Origin of the sequence: Sphingomonas carotinifaciens (assembly GCF_009789535.1) — a bacterium.
In the GTDB taxonomy this organism is placed as follows: Bacteria; Pseudomonadota; Alphaproteobacteria; order Sphingomonadales; family Sphingomonadaceae; genus Sphingomonas; species Sphingomonas carotinifaciens.
In genome coordinates, this window is the sequence record NZ_WSUT01000005.1 from 1,384,749 (window position 1) to 1,407,758 (window position 23,010).

Consider the following 23,010-nt stretch of genomic DNA (forward strand, 5'->3'; position numbering starts at 1 on the left):
GTCGCATCCCGGACCGATCAGTTGGAAAAGCCGGGGGCGGGGACGCCCTTGGCCGGCTTGGAAGGCTTGGCGGCGGGCGGTGCCACCGTGGCGGGGGCGGACAGGCCGATGGCGGGCGCGGACTGGCGCGGCGGCGCCATGGTCGGCACCGGGCGGCGCTCGCCGCTGGCGCCGGTGCCAAGCTCGCCCTTGATGACCCGGTCGATGTCGCGCGGGGTGCGCGCGCCGTCGGTGGGCAGCGCGATGTCGGCCTGGTTGTTCACCGGCTTCACCAGATAGGGGGTGATGACGATGACCAGTTCGGTTTCGCTGCGGCGGAACGCGTTCGAGCGGAACAGGCTGCCGATCAGCGGCAGGTCGCCGAGCCACGGCGTCTTGTCGACCGAGTTGTCGTTGCTGTTCGACAGCAGCCCGCCGATCATCATGCTCTGGCCCGAGCCGAGTTCCAGCGTCGTCTCGGCGCGGCGGGTGGTGAGGCCGGGGATGGTGGTACCGCCGATCGTCACCGCACCGGCGGACGAAAGCTGCGACACCTCCGGCCGGACGCGCAGCGAGATGCGCCCGTCGGACAGCACCGTCGGCGTATAGGCGAGGCTGACGCCATATTGCTTGAACTCGACGTTCACGGCGCCGAAGCCGGAGGCGAGCGGGATCGGGATCTCGCCGCCGGCCAGGAAGGTTGCGGTCTCGCCCGACAGCGCGGTCAGATTGGGATTGGCAAGCGTCGTCACCTGGCCCAATGTTTCGCCCAGGTCGATTGCGGCGAGCAGGTCCATGCCCAGAATACGGCCGCCGAGACCCAAGGTGGTGCGGTCTGGGCCCCTGGCGACGGTATAGGTGGTTCCGGTGATCTGGCCGGCCGCGTTGGTGGCGTTCGCGATCGACGATCCCGTCGTCCGTCCCGAGTCGATCCCGAACAGCAGGCCGCCGCTGGTGCTGTGACGGTTGAGCAGGTTCACGCCGATATTCTTGACGAAGCTGCGGCTGACCTCCGCGATGCGCACCTGCAGGTTCACCTGTAGCGGCGTCGCGGTCTTCAGGCGCGACAGCACCTTGGTGGTATCGCCGACAAAGCCCTGTACCAGCCGCTCCGCTTCCGCGGCGTCCTCCGGCGCGGCGACGGTGCCGGTCAGCAGGATCAGGCCGTTCATCGGGGTGGCGACGATGTTCGCCTCCGGCATGGTCAGGCGCAGCATCTGCCCGACCGAGTCCAGATTGTTGCCGACACGCACCGTGGTCGCATAGACGACCGCGCCGCCGCGCGCGGTGGCGGAGATCGTCGTCTCGCCCGGCTTCTTGCCGAAGACATAGAGCTGGGTAGGCGAGCGGACCTGCACGTCCGCGATCGAGTCGTCGGCGACGAACAGGTCGCTCATCGGCCGGGACAGGGTGATGAGCCGGCCACGGCCGGTGTTCACCTGCATGACGGCGCCGCCACTCCCGGCCGCCGCAGCAGCAGGAGCGGGGTCGGCCGGGCGCGCCTGTGCGACAGCGGGCAGGGTTGCCGCCAGCGCGAACATCGCGGGTCTCAACATCGGGGCGTTCAGGCAAGCACGCATCGGATTACTTCCCCAGGACCGGCACGGCGGTCACGTTGTTGCCGCGGGCGACGCGGATGACCGGGCCGCTCGGGATACCGGTGGTGGCGACGGTGCCGCCGCCCGTTCCGCCCCCCACGCCGACGGCCGGCGCGTCGCCACCCATCTGGCCGGCTGCGCGGCCGGGCACGGTGCTGCGCTGGTAGCGCGACACGTCCGCCCCGGTGGCATAGCTGCTGCTGCCGGCCTGTGGCTGGCTGGCGACGCGCAGCATCATCGCCTTTTCGGCGGCCGGATCGGCGCCGTCGGGCACCTTCACCGCGCCCGAGGCGATCGCCTCTTCCAGCTCGGCGGGATTGTCCGCGATCGAGCGCAGCGACAGCGACAAGGTGCCCAGCGTCTGCGCGACCGCGATCTGCTCGGCCATCTTGGGCGTCGATTCGACGGTGACGGTGGAGAAGGTGCGGACCTCGGTCTTGCCGTCCTCGCCCACCTGATTGTCGGTGCGCTGGTCGGTGGCGAGGACGCGGACGTTGCGCATCACGGTTTCCGACACTTTCAGCGCGGGACCATCGCCGCCGCCTGCCACTTCCTGCGTCAGCACCAGATCGATGCGGTCGCCGGGGAAGACGAAGCCGGCGACCGACCCTTGCGCGGATACCGGCACGGTGACCGCACGCATGCCGGGGCCGAGCGCCGCCGCCAGGAAGCCGCGGTCGCCGGGCTTCACCAGGGCGCCCTGCGTGACCGGCTGGCCGGCGGTGATCGCGTTGCGCACGACGGTGCCCTGCAACGCCTTCAGGTCGGTCTGTGCCTTCAGGTAATAGGCGCCGTCGACCAGCTCCTTGGGCCAGGGCTGGAAGCGCAGCGCGCTGGCGTCAAGGATCGTGCCCACCGGCAGGGCGCGGGTGGCGACCAGCACTTCGGGGCCGTCGATCACCGGCGCGGCGGCGGCTGCGGTCGCCTGTGGCGCGGCGCTGCCGGCGATCAGCGTGCGGGCGAAGAAGGCGGTGACGGCGGCCACCACCAGCGCGCCCACCAACAGAATGATCTTACGGCTGTCCATATTCTCTTTGAGCCTTTTCGGACGCGTGGCCGCGACGGGTTCGCGTGAGGATTAGGATTTAAGTACCCGGAAACTGGTTAAATATCGGTTCGCGAAGGGTGAGCAGGCCGGCAATGGCGATGGCCACGCCGTACGGAACCTCGACCGGACCGCCGGTATCGCGCGGGCGCAGCCAGCGATGTTCGATCAGCATCAGCAGCGTCACCACGCCGCCCGCCAGCGCCATCACCACCAGCATCCGGACCAGCGGTTGCACCGGCAGCCACAGGCCCAAGGCGGCGATCATCTTGACGTCGCCGCCTCCCATCATGCCAAAGCGGAAGGCCAGCGCGAACACGATGAACAGGCCGAGCCCGATCGCCAGTTGCGCGGCCATGTCGGGCCAGGGCGACAGCCCGCATGCCCACCACCACAAGGGCGCGAGCAGTGCGATCGCGGCGTTCTTGCCGTTGCCGATCTCGCGCGTACGCGCATCCTGGATGCCCGCTGCCAGCAGCAGCAGCGCCAGAAGCGCGATCAGCGCGACCCGTGGTAAATCCCACCCCATGGATCAGGGGTATAGACGGGCGGGCTTTCGAAAACGTAACCGGGGCGGATGATGCCGGTTGCCCCCCGCCGAAAGCTCGATCCGAACGCACGCGTCGGCGAATGGACCGCGCCGGACGGTTGGCGCCATCGCCGCTTCGACTGGCCGGCCGCCGACGATCGCCGCCGTTTGCTGTTTCAGACCGGCCGGGCGGACATGTTCGAAAAGTATCTGGACGCGTTCGAACATTTCCACGCGCAAGGGTGGAGCATCACGGCGTTCGACTGGCGCGGGCAGGGCGGATCGGGGCGGCTTGCCGAGGATGATACCGGGCATATCGAGGATTTCGGGACACTGGTCGACGATCTGGCCGCCTTCTGGCGGGATTGGCACCGGCCGGGCGCCCGGCACGCCGTGCTGGGGCATTCGATGGGCGGGTTCCTGACCCTGCGCGCACTGGCCGAGGGGCGATTCGCGCCCGATGCCGCGGTGCTGGTCGCGCCGATGCTGGGCCTGCGTGCGCCGATGGGGGCGGTGCTGGGCCACCGGCTGGCGACATGGATGGCGGGGTGGGGCGACCCGCGCCGCCCGGCATGGCGCCGCGGAGAGAGTGCGCGCGCTGCGCGACAACGCCAGCAGCGGCTGACCCACGACATCACCTGTTTCGCCGAGCAACAGGCTTGGCGGCGGGACAATCCGCAACTCTGCCTGGGGTCGCCGAGCTGGTCCTGGGTGGCGCAGGCTTTCGCCGCCACCGCCGCGCTGCGCGCCGATCCGCGGCTGTCGGCGATCACGACGCCGGTGCAATTCGTGCTGGCCGATGCCGACCGGCTGGTCGATGCGCGCATGGCGGCGGCCGTCGCGACCCGCCTGCCGCATGCCGAGGTGGTGCGTTTCGGGCCTGAGTCGGCGCATGAGATCCTGCGCGAGATCGCTCCCGTCCGTGCGCGCGCCTATGCCGCGATCGACGGTTTTCTCGATCGGGTGGCACCGTGATCTACGACATCGCGATTGCGGGCGCGGGCATCGCGGGGGCCAGCCTGGCCGCGACGATCGGCGGCGGTGCGCGTGTGCTGCTGCTGGAGGCGGAGGATATGCCCGGCCGTCATGCGACCGGGCGCTCGGCGGCGTTCTGGTCGGAAACCTATGGCGGACCCGGCATCCAGCCGCTGACCACCGCGTCCGGCCCGGCGCTGCAGGCGGGCGGTTTCCTCCAGCCGCTGGGATCGCTGCATATCGGCCGCACGCAGGACGGCGCGGCGATCGACCGGTTCCTCGCGTCCTTCGAGGGCAGCGGCGTCGAACTCCACCGCGTCGATCCGGCGACGCGGGTGCCGGGCCTTCGCCCCGACTGGACGCTGGGGGTGATCGAGCCGAGCTGCGCCTATATCGATGTGGGCGGGCTGCATGCCCTGTATCTGGCGCAGGCACGCCATGCGGGTGTCACGCTGGCGACCGACGCGGCGGTGCGCGGTGCCGAACGTCGGGGCGGGGTGTGGACGATCGAGACGCCGGGCGGCACCCATGCGGCGCGCGTGCTGGTGAACGCGGCCGGCGCCTGGGCGGACCAGGTCGCACGGGTGGCCGGTGCGCGGCCGATCGGCATCGCGCCCTATCGCCGGACGATGGTGCAATTGCGCACCGCGCCGCCCGTGCCCGCCGGCCTGCCGCATGTGGTGGACGTGAACGGCGGCTTCTACTTCAAGCCGGAGCCCGTCGGACGATTGTGGCTGAGCCCGCATGACGAGATACCGAGCGAGCCGTGCGATGCTGCGCCGGAGGATATGGATGTGGCGGTGGCGATCGACCGGTTGGAGGGGGCGGTGGACTGGCGGGTCGAGGCGGTGGAGCGGCGCTGGGCCGGGTTGCGCAGCTTCGCGCCCGATCGCCTGCCGGTCTATGGCTTCGATGCGGGCGTGCCGGGCTTCTTCTGGTGCGCGGGGCAGGGCGGCTTCGGCATCCAGACCGCGCCTGCGGGCGCCGCGCTGGCGGCGGCGGTGCTGATGGGTGGCGCGGTGCCGGACGATCTGGATGCGGACCGCTACGCCGCCCGCCGGTTCGGGGGTTAGCGGCCGCCGATCGCCCTGGCGGCGTCGCTGGCCAGCTTGTCGGCGCGTTCATTGTCCGGGTGGCCGGCATGGCCCTTCACCCACAGCCACTTGATCTCGTGCCGTTCGGCCGCCGCGACCAGCGCCTGCCACAGCTCGGCGTTCTTCACCGGCTTCTTGTCGGCGGTGCGCCAGCCATTGCGCTTCCAGCCGTGGATCCACTTGGTCAGGCCGTCCATGACGTAGCGGCTGTCGGTGGACAGCGTCACCGCGCAGGGGCGCTTCAGCGCGTTCAGCGCCTCGATCGCCGCCATCAATTCCATGCGGTTGTTGGTCGTGTTCGGCTCGCCGCCCGACAATTCCTTTTCATGGGTGCCGGAGCGGATCAGCGCGCCCCAGCCGCCGGGGCCGGGATTGCCCTTGCACGCGCCGTCCGTGGCGATCTCGACCGCGGTCAGGGCTGCCTCGCTCACAGCGCACCCGCCGCATAGGCCTGATAGCGCCGCCAATAGGCGAGCGGGTCCTTGCGCGTCACCAGTGCATCGGCCGGCGTGTTCAGCCAGTCCCAGGCGCGGGTCAGCATGAAGCGCAGGCAGGCGCCCTGTGCCAGCACCGGCAACGCGGCACGCTCGGCACCCGACAGGGCGAAGCGGCTGGCATAGCCCTCGACCAGTGCCGTGCCGACATCCGCATCGAAGCGCGCACCGGTGCCGTCAAAGGCCCAGGCGGTGTGCATGACGGCCAGGTCATAGGCGCGGATATCAGTGCAGGCGAAATAAAAGTCGATCAGCCCGGTCACCCGGTCGTCCAGCATCAGCACATTGTCGGGAAACAGGTCGCCATGGATCGCGGCGACGGGCAACGCGGTCGGCCAGCGGGCGATCACCGTCTCCAGCGCGGCGGCCGTATCGGTGAACAGGCCGGGATGGATCGCATCCAGATCAGCACCGCACCGCGCATGCAGGTCGCGCCAGCCATCCGGGCCCAGCGTGTTGGGCCGCGTCGCGGCGAAGCCCGACAGGCTGTCATGCATCGCCCCCATCGCGGCACCGGCGGCGCGCGCCTGGACCGGCGTCGGCTGCGTCACCGACACGCCGGGCAGGAATTCGATCAGGCAGGCCGGACGACCCGCCAGCTCGTGAATGGCCACGCCGCTGCGATCGGGCAGGGCGCGGGGCACCGGATTGCCGTCATCGGCCAGATGGTCGAGCAGCGCCAGGAAGAAGGGCAGGTCGTCGGCCGAAACCCGCTTCTCGTACAGCGTCAGGATGAAGCGGCCGGTGGTGGTGTCGACCAGATAGTTGGAATTCTCCACCCCTTCGGCGATCCCCTTGGCGGAGACGAGCGCGCCGTGGTCGAACTTCGCCAGAAACGCGGTCAGCGCCTCGGCGGATACCGTCGTATAGACTGCCATGGAGTCAGGCGGCGTCGAGGGCGCGCGGCAGCTTGAACGCGATCGTCTCGCGGTTCGTCTCCACCTCCTGCTCGGTGACGTCGAAGCGGGTCGACAGGCGTTCGACCAGTTCGCGGACCAGCAGTTCGGGGGCGGAGGCGCCGGCGGTGATGCCAAGCGTGCCGACGCCGTAGAGGAAGGTCCAGTCCAGCTCGTTGGCGCGCTGGATCAGCATGGCGGGCGTGCCCTCGCGCTCGGCGACCTCGACAAGGCGTACCGAGTTGGACGAATTGGGTGCGCCGATCACCAGCATCGCATCGCAGGATGCCGCGATCGCCTTTACCGCCGCCTGCCGGTTGGAGGTGGCATAGCAGATATCCTCGCCACGCGGCGCCTGGATCATCGGGAAACGGCGTTGCAGCACCGCGACGACCGCGGCGGTGTCGTCGACCGAAAGCGTCGTCTGCGTAAGGAAGGCGAGATTCGCTGGGTCGGCAGGCGCAAAGACCTCCGCATCTGCCACCGTCTCGATCAGCGACATCGATCCCGGCGGCACCTGCCCGAAGGTGCCGATGACTTCGGGATGGCCGGCATGGCCGATGAACACGATGTGGCGGCCATGATCGACCAGCCGTTCGGCCTGACGATGGACCTTGGAGACGAGCGGGCAGGTCGCGTCGAAATAGTCGAGGCCACGGCCTTGCGCGTCGGCCGGCACCGATTTGGGCACCCCGTGCGCGGAGAAGACGACGTGCGCGCCGTCCGGCACCTCGTGCAACTCCTCCACGAATACCGCGCCCTTGGCCTTCAGGCTGTCGACCACGAACTTGTTGTGGACGATTTCGTGCCGGACATAGACGGGCGCGCCATGCTTCTCGATGGCGAGTTCCACGATGCGGATCGCGCGGTCCACGCCTGCGCAAAAGCCTCGCGGGGCAGCGATCAGCAGCGCCAGCGCCGGCTTGCCCGTGTCCTGGGAAATCGTGTCGGTCATGGCCAAGCGCTCTACGCCATTGCTTGCGTGCCTCCAAGCCGGTTATCAGGGCCCATCCCGGTTCCACAGCTTAGGCGTTCCCCTCGTGAAAGCATCGATCCTCGTTTCTGCGGCCTTGGCGCTCGTGCTTGGCGGCTGCGCCCGTACCGGGGAGATCGACGCCTCGGGCGGCATCACCGCGGTGCGCTCCGCCTGCCCGGTGGTGGGCGTGCCGGCCGGCACCGGCGACGTGACGCTGTTCACCTCCGCCAATGCGCGGGACGCCGGCGCGATCGACGTGGTGGCGAACATGACCAACGTCCGCTCCACCTGCGCCGATGTCGGCGACGATATCGTCACCACCGTCACCTTCCAGGTGGATGCACGGCGCACCGCCACCGATGGCGCGCGTGACGTGACGCTGCCCTATTTCATCACCGTGGTGCGCGGCGGCAGCAACGTCGTCGCCAAGCGGATCGGGCGGGTGAACGTGCATTTCGACGCAGGCCAGCCGCGCGGATCGGTCGCCGGGCAGGCGACGACCACCGTGTCGCGCGCCGCCGCCACCCTTCCGCAGGACGTGCGCGACAAGCTGACCCGGCGGCGCAAGGCGGGCGACGAGGATGCCGCCGTCGATCCGCTGACCCAGCCCGAGGTGCGCGCGGCGGTGCTGCGTTCCTCGTTCGAGGCGCTGGTCGGTTTCCAGCTTACCGACGACCAGTTGCGCTACAACGCGACGCGCTGACCGGCACCGGCGAAACGTGCTTTGACGCGTTTTCAAAGAAACAGCCTCTTGGCGAAACGCGATTGACTTGAATCGGCGCCGTTGCCAGAGCGGCGGCGTCGATGTCGGGCAACCGGCATGGGTACGCGCGGGAGAGCGCCTCTCGGCCTTTCAGGCCGGTGCGAGGCCGCCGAAGGAGCAACCACCCCGGAATCTCTCAGGCCAAAGGACCGCGCGGGCCATCGATACTCTGGAAAGCGCGGCAGCCCGTCATTGGCATGTCGCCACCGAAGGGGTAACTCCGGTCGCAGAACCGGGGGAAAGCTCTCAGGTTCCGTGACAGAGGGGGATCGGATCGGGCGCCGCCATCGGGGCTGCGCCGTATCGCCCCTTTTGGAGACGGCCCGTGACCGACACGCAGGACCTGAACGTCGAGGACGCGCCCGAGGGCGTCGACATCATCCAGACATTGCCGCTGGACGGCTGGCATCGGGCAAAGGGCGGCCGCATGGTCGCCTTTGCCGGCTACGAAATGCCCATCCAGTATGAAGGCATCATGGCCGAGCATCTGTGGACGCGTCAGTCCGCCGGCCTGTTCGACGTCAGCCATATGGGCCAGCTGGTCTTCACCGGCGAAGGCGTGGTGCAGGCGCTGGAGACCGTGCTGCCGGGCGACCTGACCGGGCTGGGCGAGTCGAAGATGCGCTATTCGCTGCTGCTGAACGAAGAAGGCGGCATTCTCGACGACCTGATGGTCACGCGCCGCACCGGCGAGGATGGCGAGGAACTGTACATCGTCGTCAACGGCGCGACCAAATATGACGACATCGCCTATCTGCTCGACCAGATGCCCGACGATGCGACGCTGAACCTGCTCGACGAACAGGCGCTGCTGGCGCTGCAGGGGCCGAAGGCGGTCGATGCGCTGGCGCGTCTGGTGCCGGGTGTCGAGCGGCTGGTGTTCATGACCGCCGGTGCCTTTGACTGGAACGGCACGCCGCTGTGGATCAGCCGTTCGGGCTATACCGGCGAGGACGGATTCGAGATTTCGGTGCCGGCCGAGGCGGTCGCGGCGCTGGCCGATGCGCTGTGCGCCGAGCCGGAGGTGAAGCCGATCGGCCTTGGCGCCCGCGACTCGCTACGCCTTGAGGCGGGCCTGCCGCTTTACGGCCACGACCTCGATCCGGAAACGACGCCGGTGATGGCCGATCTGGGCTTTGCGCTTTCCAAGCGTCGCCGCGAGGCCGCCGATTTCGCAGGGGCGCAGCGTATCCTGGCCGAGCGCGAGAACGGCGCGGCCGTCCGCCGCGTCGGCCTGACCGTTGCCGGCCGCCAGCCGGTGCGCGAAGGGGCCAGCGTGGTGGCCGAGGACGGATCGGTGATCGGCCGCGTCACCTCCGGCGGGTTCGCGCCGACGCTGGGTGCCCCGATCGCCATGGCCTATGTTCCAGCCGAACTGGCCGCGCCCGGTACGGCGGTGAAGCTGATCCAGCGGGGCAAGCTGCACGACGCGACCGTCGCGGCGATGCCCTTCGTCCCCCATCGCTACGTTCGTGCAGGAGCCAAGTAAGATGAGCCGTTATTTCACGCAGGATCATGAGTGGATCGACGTCGACGGCGAGACCGGCATCGTCGGGATCAGCGACTATGCGCAGGGTGCGCTGGGCGATATCGTGTTCGTCGACGTGCCCGAGGAAGGCCGTGCGCTCTCCAAGGGTGACGAGGCCGCGACGGTCGAGTCGGTCAAGGCCGCGTCGGACGTGTATGCGCCGGTTTCCGGCACGGTGGTCGAGGGCAATCCCGCGCTCGCCGACGAGCCCGCGCTGGTGAACAGCGATCCCGAGGGCGAGGGATGGTTCTTCAAGATCACGCTGTCCGATCCGTCGGAGCTGGACGCGCTGATGAACGAATCCGCCTACGCCGACTTCGTCGCCAAGCTGTAATTCCTGATCCCCCCTCCCGCTTGCGGGAGGGGCCGGGGGAGGGGGGATCAAGGCCCTTCCACCCCCGCCGCCATGCCCTCCCCCGACCCCTCCCGCATTTGGGAGGGGAGGAGTCCATCGATGCGCTACCTGCCCCTTACCGATACCGACCGCGGCGCGATGCTGTCGGTCATCGGCGCGTCCTCGGTCGACGATCTGTTCGTCGACGTACCCGAAGCCGCGCGCCTGTCCGGCCCGATCGCGGGCCTGCCGAACCACGCCTCCGAACTCGCGGTCGAGCGTCACATGACCGCGCTGGCCCGCAAGAACACGGTGGCCGGCGAGGTGCCCTTCTTCCTGGGTTGCGGTGCATACCGGCACCATGTGCCCGCCAGCGTCGACCACATGATCCAGCGCGGCGAGTTCCTGACCGCCTATACGCCCTATCAGCCGGAAATCGCGCAGGGCACGTTGCAGATGCTGTTCGAGTTCCAGACGCAGGTCGCACGCCTGCTCGGCACCGACGTCGCCAACGCCTCGATGTATGACGGCTCGACCGCCTGCTGGGAGGCGATCGGCATGGCGCGCCGCATCACCAAGCGCGGCAAGGCGATCCTGTCCTCGGGGCTGCATCCGCACTATGTCTCGGTCGCGAAGACCATGGCGAAATATACTGGCGACGCGCTGGAAACGTCCGCGCCGACGCTGACCGCCGAGACCGATATCGACGCGCTGATCGCGGCGATCGACGGCGATACGTCGTGCGTCGTCGTGCAGTATCCGGACATTCTGGGGCGCATCGCCGACCTGACGCCGCTGGCCGATGCGTGCCATGCGAACAAGGCGCTGCTGATCGCGGTCGTTACCGAGCCCGTCGCGCTGGGGGCGATCCGCTCGCCCGGCGAGATGGACGCCGATATCGTCGTAGGCGAAGGCCAGTCGCTGGGCGTCGGCCTGCAATTCGGCGGACCCTATGTCGGGCTGTTCGGGTGCAAGGACAAATATGTCCGCCAGATGCCCGGGCGGCTGTGCGGCGAGACGGTGGATGCGGACGGCAAGCGCGGCTTCGTGCTGACGCTGTCCACGCGCGAGCAGCATATCCGCCGGGAAAAGGCGACGTCGAACATCTGCACCAACTCGGGGCTGTGTGCGCTTGCCTTCTCGATCCACATGACGCTGCTGGGCGAGAAGGGGCTGCGCGATCTGGCCGGCCTCAACCATGCCCTGGCGGTACACGCGGCGGAGCGGCTGGCGCAGGTGCCGGGCGTGTCGCTCGTCAACGATGCGTTCTTCAACGAATTCACCGTGACGCTGCCGGTCGAGGCGCGCCCCGTGGTCCGCACGCTGGCGGAGCGCGGCGTGCTGGCCGGCGTGTCGCTCGGCCGGCTGTATCCGGGCGAAGACGCGCTGGCGAACGGCCTGGTGATCGCGGTCACCGAGACGACGACCGCGGAGGATATCGAAACCCTGGCCACCGCGCTGCAGGAGGTGCTGGCATGACGATCAACCAGAGCGGCTGGAAGCCCAGCGCACCCGAGGCCAAGGACGGCGGCGCGCCTGCCACCTTCACCGGCAATAAGGCGCTGATGCTCGAAGAGGCGCTGATCTTCGAGATCGGGTCCACCGACACGACGGGCGTCGATATCGTGCCCGCGCCCAAGGCGGCGAGCCGCCTCGGCGGCCTGACGCGCGACGCCGCGATCGGCCTGCCCGGCCTGTCCGAGCCGGAAACGGTGCGCCATTATACGCGCCTGTCGCGCCAGAACTACGCGATCGATCTCGGCCTGTTCCCGCTGGGATCGTGCACGATGAAGCACAATCCGCGGCTGAACGAGAAGATGGCGCGCCTGCCCGGCTTCTCCGACGTGCACCCGCTGGCACCGGTCGACACGGTGCAGGGCGCGCTGGAGGTGATCCATCAGCTCGCCCACTGGCTGGTGACGCTGACCGGCATGACCTCGGTCGCGATGAGCCCCAAGGCGGGCGCACATGGCGAACTGTGCGGCATATTGGCGATCAAGGCGGCGCTGGAGAAGCGGGGCGAGGGGCATCGCAAGGTCATCCTGGTTCCCGAATCGGCGCACGGCACCAATCCGGCGACCGCGGCGTTCGCGGGCTTCAAGGTCGAGGATATTCCCGCGACCGCCGATGGCCGGGTCGACAGCGAGGCGCTCAAGGCTCGCCTCGGCCCCGACGTGGCGGGCGTGATGATCACCAACCCGAACACCTGCGGCCTATTCGAGCGCGACCTGAAGGACATTTCCGACGCGGTCCATGCCGCGGGCGGCTATGTCTATTGCGACGGGGCGAACTTCAACGCGATCGTCGGGCGCGTGCGCCCGGGCGACCTCGGCGTCGATGCGATGCACATCAACCTGCACAAGACCTTTTCCACCCCGCATGGTGGCGGCGGGCCGGGTTCGGGGCCGGTGGTGTTCTCCGAAGCGCTGACCCCGTTCGCCCCGCTGCCCTTTGTCGAGAAGACCGGCGAAGGCTTCCGCCTGGTCGAGGAGGAGACGGCGGACGAGCATCATGCCGACAGCTTCGGCCGCATGGTCGCCTTCCACGGCCAGATGGGCATGTTCACCCGCGCGCTGACCTATATCCTCAGCCACGGCGCGGACGGTCTGCGCCAGGTCGCCGAGGACGCGGTGCTGAACGCCAATTACGTGCTGCGCAGCCTGGAGAACACGCTGGACGCGCCCTTCGCGAACAGCGGTCCGTGCATGCATGAGGCGATCTTCTCCGACGAAGGGCTGGCGGACGGCTTTTCGACGATCGACATCGCCAAGGCGCTGATCGACGAGGGTTTCCACCCGATGACCATGTACTTCCCGCTGGTGGTGCACGGTGCGATGCTGGTGGAGCCGACCGAGACCGAGTCGAAGGCCGCGCTCGACCAGTTCATCGGCGCGCTGCGCTCGGTGGCGGAGCGGGCCAAGGCGGGCGACGCCTCGCTGAAGACCGCGCCGCACTTCGCGCCGCGTGCCCGGCTCGACGAGACGCAGGCCGCCCGCAAGCCGGTGCTGGTCTGGAAGGAAACGCTCGCCAAGGCCGCGGAATAAGGAGCCGGCGCCGCCGTCCCTCGTGGGCGGCGGCGCGGGGATCCCTCAATCCTCCGGCGCGGCCGTGGCCGTCTGCTGCTTGCCCAGACGCTGCTCGCGCCACACGATAAACAGGCCGCTGGCGATGATGATCGGCGCGCCCACCCAGGTCATCGGCGTCGGCAACATGCCGAACAGCAGCCAGCCATAGAGCGTCGCCCAGATCAGCCCCGAATAATCCATCGGCACCACGCTGGAGACGGGCGCCATCTTCGCCGCGCCGGTCAGCGCCAACTGGCCCATGCCGCCGACGATGCCGATCGCGGCGAGATTGGCCCAGGTCAGCAGATCATGCGCCTTCAGATGGAAGGCATAGGGGATGGCGATCAGCGGCAGCGTCAGCGTCGAGAACCAGAAGACCGTGGTTCCCGATGGCTCGTCGCGCAACTGGCGCAGCAGGATCGCGACCAGCGCGACGAACAATGCGGCGAGCAACCCCACGATCGCGCCGCCCACCGGCACATCGTTGCTGCCCGGCTGCACCACCACCAGCACGCCGGCAAAGCCGACCAGCACCGCGCTCCAGCGCTGGATGCCGGTCCGCTCGCGCAGCACCAGCGCCCCCAGGATCGTGGCGAAGATCGGCACAGTGAACTGAAAGGTCGTCGCCTCCGCCAGCGGCAGCAGCAGCACCGCGCCAAAGGTGAAGACCATGCCGACGACGCCGACCATCGATCGCGCGAGATGCCCGCGCAGCCGCGTGGTGCGCAGCGACCCCAGCCCGCCCGGGCCGCGCGCGACGAAGGCGAGCACAACGGGCAGGGCGCACGCCTGTCGCCAGAACATGGTCTCGAACAGCGTCGCGCCGCGGCTTTCCGCCAGCTTTACCAGCGCAGACATGGTGGACAGGAAGAAGATGGCGAGCAACCGCAATGCGATGCCAGCAAGAACTCGATCGCCGGGCATGGCGGTGCCCTAGCCGTGGGGGCAGGAGGAAGGAACCCCGGTTGCGAAATACCGCGGTTGATATAGGGGCACCCCCATGAAACACGCGCTTTCCGTCACCCGCGAGCAGGATTTCGCCGCCTGGTATCAATCCGTCATCACCGAGGCCGACATGGCCGAGGATTCAGGCGTGCGCGGCTGCATGGTCATCCGGCCCTGGGGCTATGGCATCTGGGAGCGTATCCAGCGCCTGCTCGACGACCGGATCAAGGCGACGGGGCACGAGAATTGCTATTTCCCGCTCTTCATCCCGCTCTCCTATTTCGAAAAGGAGGCCGAGCATGTCGAGGGTTTCGCCAAGGAGATGGCGGTCGTCACGCACCACCGCCTGATCCCGGACGGCAAGGGCGGGTTGATGCCCGATCCGGAGGCGAAGCTGGAGGAGCCGCTGGTCGTGCGCCCCACCTCCGAAACGGTGATCGGCACCGCCTTTTCGCGTTGGGTGCAGTCGTGGCGCGACCTGCCCGTGCTCATCAACCAGTGGGCGAACGTCGTGCGCTGGGAAATGCGCACCCGCATGTTCCTGCGCACCGCCGAATTTCTGTGGCAGGAGGGGCATACCGCCCACGCCTCCGCCGAGGAAGCGAAGGGCGAGACGCTGAAGATGCTGGAGGTCTACCGCTCCTTTGCGGAGGATTGCCTGGGCGTCCATGTCATCGCCGGTGAGAAGCCGGAGAATGAACGCTTCCCCGGTGCGATCGAGACCTGGTCGATCGAGGCGATGATGCAGGACGGCAAGGCGCTGCAGGCGGGTACCAGCCACTTCCTGGGCACCAACTTCGCGCACGCGCAGAACATCCGTTTCCAGAATGCCGAAGGGCAGCTGGAACTGGCGAACACGACGAGCTGGGGCGTGTCGACCCGGATGATCGGTGCGGTCATCATGGTGCACGGCGACGATGACGGATTGCGCGTGCCGCCGATGATCGCGCCGTGGCAGGTCGTGATCGTTCCGATGCTGCGCGACCAGCCCGAGGATGCCGCGATCGTCGACTATGCCCGCGAATTGCAGGCGCAACTGGTGAAGCAGTCCGCACTGGGCGAGCCGATCCGCGCGATGGTCGATGCACGGCCTGCCAAGGCAGCGACCAAGCGCTGGGGCTGGGTGAAGAAGGGCGCGCCGATCGTCATCGAGATCGGTGGCCGCGACGTGGCCGGCGGCAACGTCTCGGTCATCCGCCGCGATCGCCTGTACCGCGAGGATGGCAAGCTCGACTCGCAGGTCGTCGCGCGCGACGCCTTTGTCGGCGATGCCGCGGCGATGCTGGAGGATATCCAGGCGACGCTGCATGCCCAGTCGGTCGAGAAGCTGCGCGCGAATATCGTCCCCATCGACGACTGGGCCGGCGTCGAGGCGCATTTCGCCGAGGCGGCGAAGAACCCCGGCTGGGTCGACGTGCGCTGGTCCAAGCCGACCGGCGCCGCACTCGATACCGTGGTGGAGCGGCTGAAGGCGCTGAAGCTGACGATCCGCAATGCGCCCGCGGGTCAGACGGGATGCGATGACGGCCCGTGCATCTTCACCGGCGCGCCTGCGGTGGAGCGCATCCTGATCGGTCGCGCTTACTGATCGGCAAACCGGCCCCGGCGAAATTCGGGCCTGATTGCTCTGACCCTTTGCCGCCTTCGGCGTCTTTCCCTCTCCCGGTGGGAGCATCGGGTGAACAGTGCCCCGCACTGTTCAGGTCATGCCGGGGGCATGACCGACCCGATGCTGGAGGGAGCGGCACAGCCGCGGAAGGGTGAGGGCGACCGCGCTTGATTATCGGAAAACGCCTTGTCCTCCGGGCCTTCGCCGGTGCGGCTATTCCGCAATCGCGGACATCAGCAACACCGTCATGATCGTGCCGATCATGCCCGACAGCGCCGCCCAGAGCGCGGCCCTTCGCCGCCGCAATGCGCCACGAAAGCCTTCCAGTCGCTGCGCGTCGAGATAATAGAGGCCGGGCTTGGCCTCCACCACGGCGCCGAAACGCACCATGCGCCGCAGCATCCGCGCATCCGCCCCGCCATCCAGCGCGACCGCTCGCGCCGGCAGCGTCGCGCCGGCCCCGACCAGTGCCTGCACGATCCTGCGTCTCGAATGTTTCGCCTTGCTCATCACGCCCCCGATGCCCCGGCCTGCCGATAGCATCGCCGGGGCAAAGAGGCTATTAACGCCGGCGCCCGTTGTGCCGGATATTGCCGGGGCGTCCGCGCCGCTTCAGCACGCGGGGATGGCCGCGCCCGCGCCTGCCGTCGCGTTCCGGTGGCGCGCCGCCCCCGCCGCCTTCGGGCAGTTCGAAGCGCAGCGCACCGGATACCGGATTGGCCTCCGCCAGTCGCAGCGACAGGCGCTGGCCCAGCGTATACTGGTCGCCGCTATCCTCCCCGGTCAGCGTCCGGGCCGACTCGTCATAGCGAAAATACTCGCCACCCAGGTCGCGAACCGCCAGCAGGCCATCGCCGCCAATGCCCTCGACCGTGGCGAACAGACCGTAATTCTGCACGCCCGTCACCCGCACCTCGACGATGCTGCCGATATGCTCGGACAGATAGGCCGCGACATAGCGGTCGATCGTCTCGCGCTCGGCCTCCATCGCGCGGCGCTCCAGCCGGCTGATCCCCTCGCCGATGCGGTCCATCTCGGCCGGATCGGGCTTCACACCGCCGGGACCGAGCGCATAGGCGGCGACCAGCGCGCGGTGGACGACCAGATCGGCATAGCGGCGAATCGGCGAGGTGAAATGCGCGTAGCTGCCCAGCGACAGGCCGAAATGGCCGTGATTGGCCGGCGCATAATAGGCCTGGGTCTGGGTACGCAGCACCTGTTCCATCACCTGCGGGCGGAAATCGGCATCGCCGACACGCTCCAGCACCCGGTTGAACGTCGCCGGGCGGATCACCTGTCCAAGGGTGAAGGCGACGTCGAAGGTTTCCAGATAATCCTTCAGCGCCGCCAGCTTCTCGCGCGAGGGCGGTTCGTGGACCCGGTACATGACGGGCGCCTTGCGCGCTTCCAGCGCCTTGGCCGCCGCGACATTGGCGGCGATCATGTAATCCTCGATCAGGCGGTGCGCATCCAGCCGCTCGCGCGGCGCGACCGACAGGATGCGGCCCTTTTCGTCCAGCACCACGCGGCGTTCCGGCAGATCGAGGTCCAGCGGCTCGCGTGCATCGCGCGCCTTGGCGAGTGCTGCCCAGCAATCCCATAGCGGGCGCAGCGCCGTCTCGGTCAATGCATGTGGCACCGTGCCGTCGATCGCCGCCTGCGCATCCTCATAGGCGATGTTGGCGGCGATGCGGACAACGGCACGGCTGAAGCGCCAGCCCTTCAACGTGCCGTCGCGGCCGACCTGAAGGTGGCAGGCGAGCGCGGCCCGGTTCTCGCCTTCCTTCAGCGAACACACCTCGGCGGACAGGATTTCGGGCAGCATCGGCACGACGCGGTCGGGGAAATAGACCGAGTTGCCGCGGCGCCGGGCGTCCTGATCCAGCGCGGAGCCGGGGCGTACATAGAAGCTGACATCGGCGATCGCGACCACCGCCTTCCACCCGCCGGGATTGGCGGGGTCGTCGTCGGGGGCGGCCCAGACCGCATCGTCATGGTCGCGCGCATCCGCCGGGTCGATCGCGACGATGGGCAGCGCACGCAGATCCTCGCGATCGTCGCCCAGCGGCTGTGCGGCGACACGTGTCGCTTCCTCCAGCGTCTCGGGCTTGAATTGGTCGGGGATCTCGTGGCGGTGGATCGCGATCAGCGAGAAGCTGCGCGGGGCGAACGGATCGCCCAGCCGCTCGGTCACGCGCACCGTGACGCGCGGCGGCCGCCCTGCCTTTTCGGCCAGCACCAGGTCGCCAGGACCCGCATCGCCCGCGTCGGCGACGAGGAACTCGCGCCGCTCCTTCTTCTCGACGCCGGTCAGCCACAGCCGCCCGCCTTCCTCGCGCAGCACGCCCAGCACCTGCTCCGACGCACGCGGCAGCGTCTTCATCGGATGCGCGGTCCATCCCCGCTCGTCCTGCTCGGTCCGCGCCAGCACCCGATCGCCGATCCCCAGGCTGCCCCGCTTGCGCTCGCGCACCCTCAGGCGCGGCGGCGGCGCGTCCTCGGCCTCCCAACGCTCCGGAACGGCCCAGATAGTGCCGGCATCGTCGACATCGGCGACGCGCAGCACCGTGACGCGGGGCAGTCCACCCATGCGGTGGAAGGCGCGGCCGGGGGCGCTGTCGATCAGCCCCTCGTCCCCCATGTCCTTGAGCAGCGCCTTCAGCGCGATCTTGTCCTGCGCGACGAGGCCAAAGGCGCGCGCGATCTCCCGCTTGCCGGCGGGCTGGTCGGATGTCTCGATAAAGGCGAGGATCTGTTCGCGGGTGGGCAGGCCCTGTTTCGGCTTCTTCATCGTGACGAGATAGGGGGGCGGGGGGCTTACGTCACCCCATGCCCAGATCGGCCGGGCCGAAAGCGTCGGGCAGCAGCTCGGACAGGCGGTAGCTGCGGATCGCATCGCCCTCTGCCGATCCGCAATGGACGGGCAGGTTGACGCCGCCCAGTTGCGCGGCTTCGTTCAGGACCTGGCGGCAACGGCCACAGGGGCTGACCGGGGTGGTGCCGGTCGCGCGGCCCGTCCCGTCCATCGCCCCCCCGATCACCCCGACGGCGACCACCTCCCGGATACGGCCCGCCGCACTGGCGGTGGCAACGGCCACCGTCTCGGCACAGAGTGACAGGCCGTAGCTGGCATTCTCGACATTGGCACCGGTGACGATGCTGCCGTCCTTCATCAGCAAGGCGGCACCCACCGCGAAGCGCGAATAGGGTGCATGCGCGTGGACGGCAGCGGCGCGGGCGGCGGCGATCAGCGTTTCGGCTTGGGTCATGGGGCGACGACGTTCCAATTCACGGGGCCTTCCACGCCGTCGATGCGGCGGAAGTCGGTGGCACGCCACATCCGCCAGGGGCGGGCGGCGTAGTCGGGTTCCAGCATGTTGCCCATCGCCCAGATCGGACGCGGCAGCGCACCGGACAGTTGGTAATCCGCATCCACGGCCTTTGACACGCGCAGCAGCACCGGCTTGGCGAGATGCGTCTCGACCCGCTGGATAAAGTGCTGCAGATCCTCCACCAGTTCGGCGCGTTCGGGCCGTGCGGTGCAATCGTCATGATAGCTGATGTCGATCGCGGCGGGCAAAGCGTCCCCGGCGCGAGGCACGAAGGTGTTGAAGGCGTTGGCCTGCGCCAGTGCGTCCTGGCATAGCGAGAAGAGGTGCACCGCCCCGCGCCGCATGCCGGCATCGGGCAGTGCGGCCCAGTTCGCCTCGAACGCCGCATCACGGCGATCCGCGCCCGAGGTCGCGACCAGATAGGCGAAGTCCGCGCCGTTCGCGCGCAGCGTCTTCCACTCCACCGGCGGCGGGTTTTCGGGCAGATCAATGCCTTGCAGTGGATATCGTTCGGTCGGGGGATGCCAGCCGGTCGCATAGCTCCAGCCGCCGACCCCGAGCCCGCCGAGTGCCGCCAGCGCAGCCCCGAATCGCAGGAGAAGACGCATCAGCCGCGGATATGCAGGACGCAGAGCAGAGTAAACAGGCGACGCGCGGTATCGAAATCCACCTCGATCTTGCCGGCCAGCCGTTCCATCAGCATTTCCGCCGCATCGTTGTGCAGACCGCGCCTCGCCATGTCGATCGTCTCGATCTGCTGTGCACTCGCCTGCCGGATCGCCTGGAAATAGCTGTCGCAAATCGCAAAATAGTCGCGGATCGGGCGGCGGAAGCGGCCAAGGGCGAGGACGAGGGTTTCGATATGCGTACCGTCCTCGCGGTGCATATGGATGCCCAAGCGGCCTTCCTCGGATTCCAGTTTGATCCGGTAGGGACCGGCATAGCCGTCCGCCTGTGGCCGCTGCGGCGCGAAGTAATTGGTCTCGATCAGGTCGAAGATCGCGATCCGCCGCTCCTGCTCGATGTCGGCCGAGCGCCAGCCCAGGCTGTGCTCGTCCAGATCGACGCTGATGATCCGCGGGTCCGCCATCATGGATTGTTGCGATAGACACGATCCAGACCGCCTGCAATCGCGGCCATTCGCCGCAATCTCGCTTGAGTGGCGCGGGCTGCCGGGTCTAACGGGCGGATATGGCCACCCTTGCATTCCCGACCCCTGCCGCCGCTGCCGAACCGCAGCAGCTCCCCCGCAACGTCGAGGCCGAGGCCGCGATGCTCGGCGCGATGATGATCGACAACCGGCTGGCGGACGATCTGGTCGACCGGCTGGAGCCCATTCACTTTTTCGAGCCGGTCCACGGCCGCATCTTTGCGGCGATCAAGACGCTGCGCAGCAACGACATGCTGGCGACGCCCGTCACGCTGCGCCCGATGTTCGACGCCGATGAGGGCATGAAGGAACTGGGCGGCCCGGCCTATCTGGCGAGCCTTACCGGATCGGGCGCCGGCCTGATCGGGGCGCGGCAGTTCGCTACGCAGATCTATGATCTGGCGATGCTGCGTTCGCTGGTGCAGGTGGGCCGCACGCTGGTCGACCGGGCGATGGACACGTCGGAGGAGGTGAACCCGCGCGCGCAGATCGAGCTGGCGGAGAACGAGCTGTACAAGGTGGCGGCCGACGGGGGGGCCGAGGGAGCGACCAAGACGTTCGCGCAGGCGACGACGATCGCGGTGAAGATGGCGGAACGCGCGCTGAATTCCGGCGGGCACGTCTCGGGCATCACCACGGGTCTCGACTCGGTCAACGCCAAGATCGGCGGCATGCATCATTCGGATCTGATGATCCTTGCCGGCCGCCCGGGCATGGGCAAGACCTCGCTGGCGACCAACATCGCGTTCAACGCCGCGCGCCGCTGGATGCGCGACATGCAGGACGGCATTCCGCCGGCCGAATCGGTGGGCGCCAAGGTCGCCTTCTTCAGCCTGGAAATGTCGGCCGACCAGCTGGCGACGCGTATCCTGGCCGAACAGTCCGGGATCAGTTCCGAGTCGCTGCGCATGGGCAAGATCAGCCGCAGCGAGTTCGCGCAGCTGGCGGCCGCCGCGGCAGAACTGGAGCAGTTGCCGCTGTTCATCGACGATACCGGCGGCCTGTCGATCTCCGCGCTGCACACCCGCGTCCGCCGGTTGCAGCGGCGGCACAACAACCAGATCGGCCTGGTCGTGGTCGACTATCTCCAGTTGCTCAGCGGATCGGGCAAATCGTCCGAGAACAACCGCGTGCAGGAAATCTCCGAAATCTCGCGCGGCCTGAAGACGCTGGCCAAGGACATGAACGTGCCGGTGCTGGCGCTGTCGCAGCTCAGCCGCGCGGTGGAGCAGCGCGAGGACAAGCGTCCGATGCTGTCGGACCTGCGCGAATCGGGATCGATCGAGCAGGACGCGGACATGGTGTGGTTCGTGTTTCGCGAGGATTATTACATGATGCAGCGCGAGCCGAAGCGACCGATGGAGGGCGATGACGGCAAGGTGTTCGAGGACCATTCGCGCTGGGCGAGCGAGGTGGAGCGGGTGTACGGTCTGGCCGAGCTGATCGTCGCCAAGCAGCGCCACGGTGCGACCGGCAAGGTGGTGCTGAAGTTCGATCCGACGATCACCCGCTTTACCGACTACGCGGGGTATTGAGGGCGCAGGGAGACAGAGGCAGCCGCCCTTAAAGAGCGGATGCCTCTTCGTCGGTCGGCCCCATGCGGAAGACGACCTTGTCCACGCAACCGACGCGCCCGGCCTGCGACGGCGCCTTGCGTGCCGATCGCAGGACCTGAAGCGCCTGTTGACCGAAATCCTCGCTGGGCTGGCTGGCCAGCACGCGCAGATTGCCGAGTTCGCCCCAGGGCGCGACATCGAAAGCGACGATCGCCCACCCCTCGATCGATCGCTTACTATAGGCTTCGGGATAGGTCAGCCGCGGCTGTGTCGCGTACGTGTCGTCGCTTGCGTCGCAGTTGCTCGTCGTCGGGCGAAGCGACATGGTGTCGGGTGAGGGGGGTGCCACCAGCCGCATCGGCGCGCGCCAATAGGGATACACGCAGCCTGCACGCGCGCCGCCGCTATGACGGGATGCGCGCATCGCTTTGACGCTTGCCGCATCCAGGGCGGCGTTTCCGGTGCTGTAGAGCGTGCGGACGTTTCGCGTCCGGCCGCGTGCGTCCTGGTCATAGGTCACCATCGACCAGTCGCGGGATCCCGGTGTTGCCGGAATCTTCTGAAAATCGGGATAGACCTGCACCAGAGGTGGCGGGAGCGGCCTGTCTGCGCAGTTGCCGTTCATGGCGAAGATGCGGTTCCAGCCAGACCAGGGCAGCGCGCCATCGGGACGGTACAGCGAGTAGGAGACCAGGTCTTCCACCGGCGTTTCCGTCATCGCGGTCATTCGGTGCGTATAGATGATCCGGCATCCTGCGCGGGCGTCGCCCGCCGGAAAGCGGCTGGCGGCGAGTGAGGGCAGGACATCTTCTGACAACGGGCGAAATTCCGGGGAGACCCGGCGGATCGACAGCGGACGGCCTGCCTGGTCGATGTCGAACGAGACGGCGAGGCTGGCGATCTGCGGCATCGATCCGCTCCAGCCGAGACGGGTCAAGGGGCGTCGCATCGTCACGGGGCTGACCACGGCGCCATCGCACTGCACCGTTCCGGGCATCCAGGCGACAAGCGGTCGATCAGCGTCTGGCGGAGGTGGCACGTCGAAGGGCGCCGCCGCGCCGACGGGATGCGCCGCCAGTGCGGCGGCGAGCATGATCGATCCTCTCATGTCGCCAGTCTGCATCCGTCCTGTGACGGCCACA

Annotated in this window: 22 protein-coding genes and 1 riboswitch; of the genes, 9 read left to right on the forward strand and 13 right to left on the reverse strand. The window is 68.4% G+C overall.

What is annotated here, in order from left to right; all coding sequences use genetic code 11:
• Nucleotides 1-17: 17 nt before the first annotated feature.
• Genes GQR91_RS08540 through GQR91_RS08550 form a run of 3 tightly spaced genes read right to left on the reverse strand, consistent with a single transcriptional unit; the run spans nt 18 to nt 3,151 of the window.
• Nucleotides 18-1,535 (reverse strand): type II and III secretion system protein family protein, encoded by a 1,518-nt coding sequence (locus tag GQR91_RS08540; protein ID WP_174236625.1) that lies wholly within the window; start codon nt 1,533-1,535, stop codon nt 18-20.
• A gap of 28 nt (nt 1,536-1,563) precedes the next feature.
• Nucleotides 1,564-2,604, reverse strand: coding sequence for a Flp pilus assembly protein CpaB (gene cpaB, locus GQR91_RS08545; RefSeq protein WP_149682089.1), 1,041 nt, complete (start codon nt 2,602-2,604; stop codon nt 1,564-1,566).
• Nucleotides 2,605-2,662: 58 nt separating this feature from the next.
• Complete coding sequence (locus GQR91_RS08550) at nt 2,663-3,151, reverse strand: A24 family peptidase (RefSeq protein WP_149682088.1); 489 nt, start codon at nt 3,149-3,151, stop codon at nt 2,663-2,665.
• Between the two features lie 48 nt (nt 3,152-3,199).
• Between GQR91_RS08550 and GQR91_RS08555 the strand changes: the two genes are divergently transcribed.
• A complete protein-coding gene (locus GQR91_RS08555; RefSeq protein WP_311732259.1) occupies nt 3,200-4,126 on the forward strand; it encodes an alpha/beta fold hydrolase in 927 nt (308 codons plus the stop codon).
• Nucleotides 4,123-5,199 carry an NAD(P)/FAD-dependent oxidoreductase gene (locus GQR91_RS08560; protein ID WP_149682087.1) on the forward strand — a complete coding sequence of 359 codons (1,077 nt, stop codon included), beginning with the start codon at nt 4,123-4,125 and terminating at the stop codon, nt 5,197-5,199. The genes GQR91_RS08555 and GQR91_RS08560 overlap by 4 nt, the downstream gene beginning before the upstream one ends.
• On the opposite strand, the gene rnhA is transcribed toward GQR91_RS08560, so the two are convergent.
• From rnhA to ispH, 3 genes are read right to left on the reverse strand one after another with little or no spacing between them, the layout of a single operon-like run.
• Nucleotides 5,196-5,651: a ribonuclease HI gene (gene rnhA / locus GQR91_RS08565; RefSeq protein WP_149682086.1), complete on the reverse strand. Its 456-nt coding sequence runs from the start codon at nt 5,649-5,651 to the stop codon at nt 5,196-5,198. The two genes, GQR91_RS08560 and rnhA, sit on opposite strands and share 4 nt — an antisense overlap.
• On the reverse strand, nt 5,648-6,592 hold the full coding sequence (gene thrB, locus GQR91_RS08570; protein ID WP_149682085.1) for a homoserine kinase: 945 nt from the start codon (nt 6,590-6,592) through the stop codon (nt 5,648-5,650). The genes rnhA and thrB overlap by 4 nt, the downstream gene beginning before the upstream one ends.
• 4 nt (nt 6,593-6,596) lie before the next feature.
• Entirely contained in the window at nt 6,597-7,565 is a 969-nt protein-coding gene (gene ispH, locus GQR91_RS08575; RefSeq protein ID WP_149682084.1) for a 4-hydroxy-3-methylbut-2-enyl diphosphate reductase, read from the reverse strand.
• A gap of 85 nt (nt 7,566-7,650) precedes the next feature.
• Here ispH and GQR91_RS08580 point away from each other — a divergent pair, with 85 nt between their 5' ends.
• The 5 genes from GQR91_RS08580 (at nt 7,651) to gcvPB (ending at nt 13,255) form a co-directional block, all read left to right on the forward strand.
• Complete coding sequence (locus tag GQR91_RS08580; protein ID WP_311732258.1) at nt 7,651-8,289, forward strand: hypothetical protein; 639 nt, start codon at nt 7,651-7,653, stop codon at nt 8,287-8,289.
• Nucleotides 8,290-8,407: 118 nt separating this feature from the next.
• Nucleotides 8,408-8,511: riboswitch (glycine riboswitch) on the forward strand.
• Between the two features lie 163 nt (nt 8,512-8,674).
• Complete coding sequence (gene gcvT / locus GQR91_RS08585; protein ID WP_149682083.1) at nt 8,675-9,838, forward strand: glycine cleavage system aminomethyltransferase GcvT; 1,164 nt, start codon at nt 8,675-8,677, stop codon at nt 9,836-9,838.
• A 1-nt stretch (nt 9,839) separates the two neighbouring features.
• On the forward strand, nt 9,840-10,211 hold the full coding sequence (gene gcvH / locus GQR91_RS08590) for a glycine cleavage system protein GcvH (RefSeq protein ID WP_112382158.1): 372 nt from the start codon (nt 9,840-9,842) through the stop codon (nt 10,209-10,211).
• Between the two features lie 120 nt (nt 10,212-10,331).
• The gene (gene gcvPA, locus GQR91_RS08595) at nt 10,332-11,690 is read left to right on the forward strand and encodes an aminomethyl-transferring glycine dehydrogenase subunit GcvPA (RefSeq protein ID WP_149682082.1); all 1,359 of its coding nucleotides are present in this window, start codon (nt 10,332-10,334) and stop codon (nt 11,688-11,690) included.
• Nucleotides 11,687-13,255, forward strand: a complete 1,569-nt coding sequence (gene gcvPB, locus GQR91_RS08600; RefSeq protein ID WP_149682081.1) for an aminomethyl-transferring glycine dehydrogenase subunit GcvPB — start codon at nt 11,687-11,689, stop codon at nt 13,253-13,255. Before gcvPA ends, gcvPB begins: the two co-directional genes overlap by 4 nt.
• Nucleotides 13,256-13,300: 45 nt before the next feature.
• Here gcvPB and GQR91_RS08605 read toward each other — a convergent pair whose 3' ends face one another.
• A complete protein-coding gene (locus GQR91_RS08605; RefSeq protein WP_149682080.1) occupies nt 13,301-14,200 on the reverse strand; it encodes a DMT family transporter in 900 nt (299 codons plus the stop codon).
• Between the two features lie 76 nt (nt 14,201-14,276).
• On the opposite strand from GQR91_RS08605, the gene GQR91_RS08610 reads away from it, so the two are divergent.
• Complete coding sequence (locus GQR91_RS08610; RefSeq protein WP_149682079.1) at nt 14,277-15,809, forward strand: aminoacyl--tRNA ligase-related protein; 1,533 nt, start codon at nt 14,277-14,279, stop codon at nt 15,807-15,809.
• Between the two features lie 234 nt (nt 15,810-16,043).
• Here the strand turns inward: GQR91_RS08610 and GQR91_RS08615 are convergent, their stop codons facing one another.
• From GQR91_RS08615 to GQR91_RS08635, 5 genes are read right to left on the reverse strand one after another with little or no spacing between them, the layout of a single operon-like run.
• Nucleotides 16,044-16,340: a hypothetical protein gene (locus tag GQR91_RS08615; protein WP_149682078.1), complete on the reverse strand. Its 297-nt coding sequence runs from the start codon at nt 16,338-16,340 to the stop codon at nt 16,044-16,046.
• Nucleotides 16,341-16,392: 52 nt separating this feature from the next.
• Nucleotides 16,393-18,621, reverse strand: coding sequence for a ribonuclease R family protein (locus tag GQR91_RS08620; RefSeq protein ID WP_149682077.1), 2,229 nt, complete (start codon nt 18,619-18,621; stop codon nt 16,393-16,395).
• 31 nt (nt 18,622-18,652) lie between these two features.
• Nucleotides 18,653-19,099 carry a cytidine deaminase gene (locus GQR91_RS08625; RefSeq protein WP_149682076.1) on the reverse strand — a complete coding sequence of 149 codons (447 nt, stop codon included), beginning with the start codon at nt 19,097-19,099 and terminating at the stop codon, nt 18,653-18,655.
• Complete coding sequence (locus tag GQR91_RS08630) at nt 19,096-19,770, reverse strand: GH25 family lysozyme (RefSeq protein ID WP_149682075.1); 675 nt, start codon at nt 19,768-19,770, stop codon at nt 19,096-19,098. The genes GQR91_RS08625 and GQR91_RS08630 overlap by 4 nt, the downstream gene beginning before the upstream one ends.
• Nucleotides 19,770-20,252 (reverse strand): UPF0262 family protein, encoded by a 483-nt coding sequence (locus tag GQR91_RS08635; RefSeq protein ID WP_149682358.1) that lies wholly within the window; start codon nt 20,250-20,252, stop codon nt 19,770-19,772. The genes GQR91_RS08630 and GQR91_RS08635 overlap by 1 nt, the downstream gene beginning before the upstream one ends.
• Before the next feature lie 101 nt (nt 20,253-20,353).
• On the opposite strand from GQR91_RS08635, the gene GQR91_RS08640 reads away from it, so the two are divergent.
• The gene (locus tag GQR91_RS08640) at nt 20,354-21,847 is read left to right on the forward strand and encodes a replicative DNA helicase (RefSeq protein ID WP_112382166.1); all 1,494 of its coding nucleotides are present in this window, start codon (nt 20,354-20,356) and stop codon (nt 21,845-21,847) included.
• A gap of 28 nt (nt 21,848-21,875) precedes the next feature.
• Here the strand turns inward: GQR91_RS08640 and GQR91_RS08645 are convergent, their stop codons facing one another.
• Complete coding sequence (locus tag GQR91_RS08645; protein ID WP_235903986.1) at nt 21,876-22,976, reverse strand: TonB family protein; 1,101 nt, start codon at nt 22,974-22,976, stop codon at nt 21,876-21,878.
• Nucleotides 22,977-23,010 lie beyond the last annotated feature (34 nt).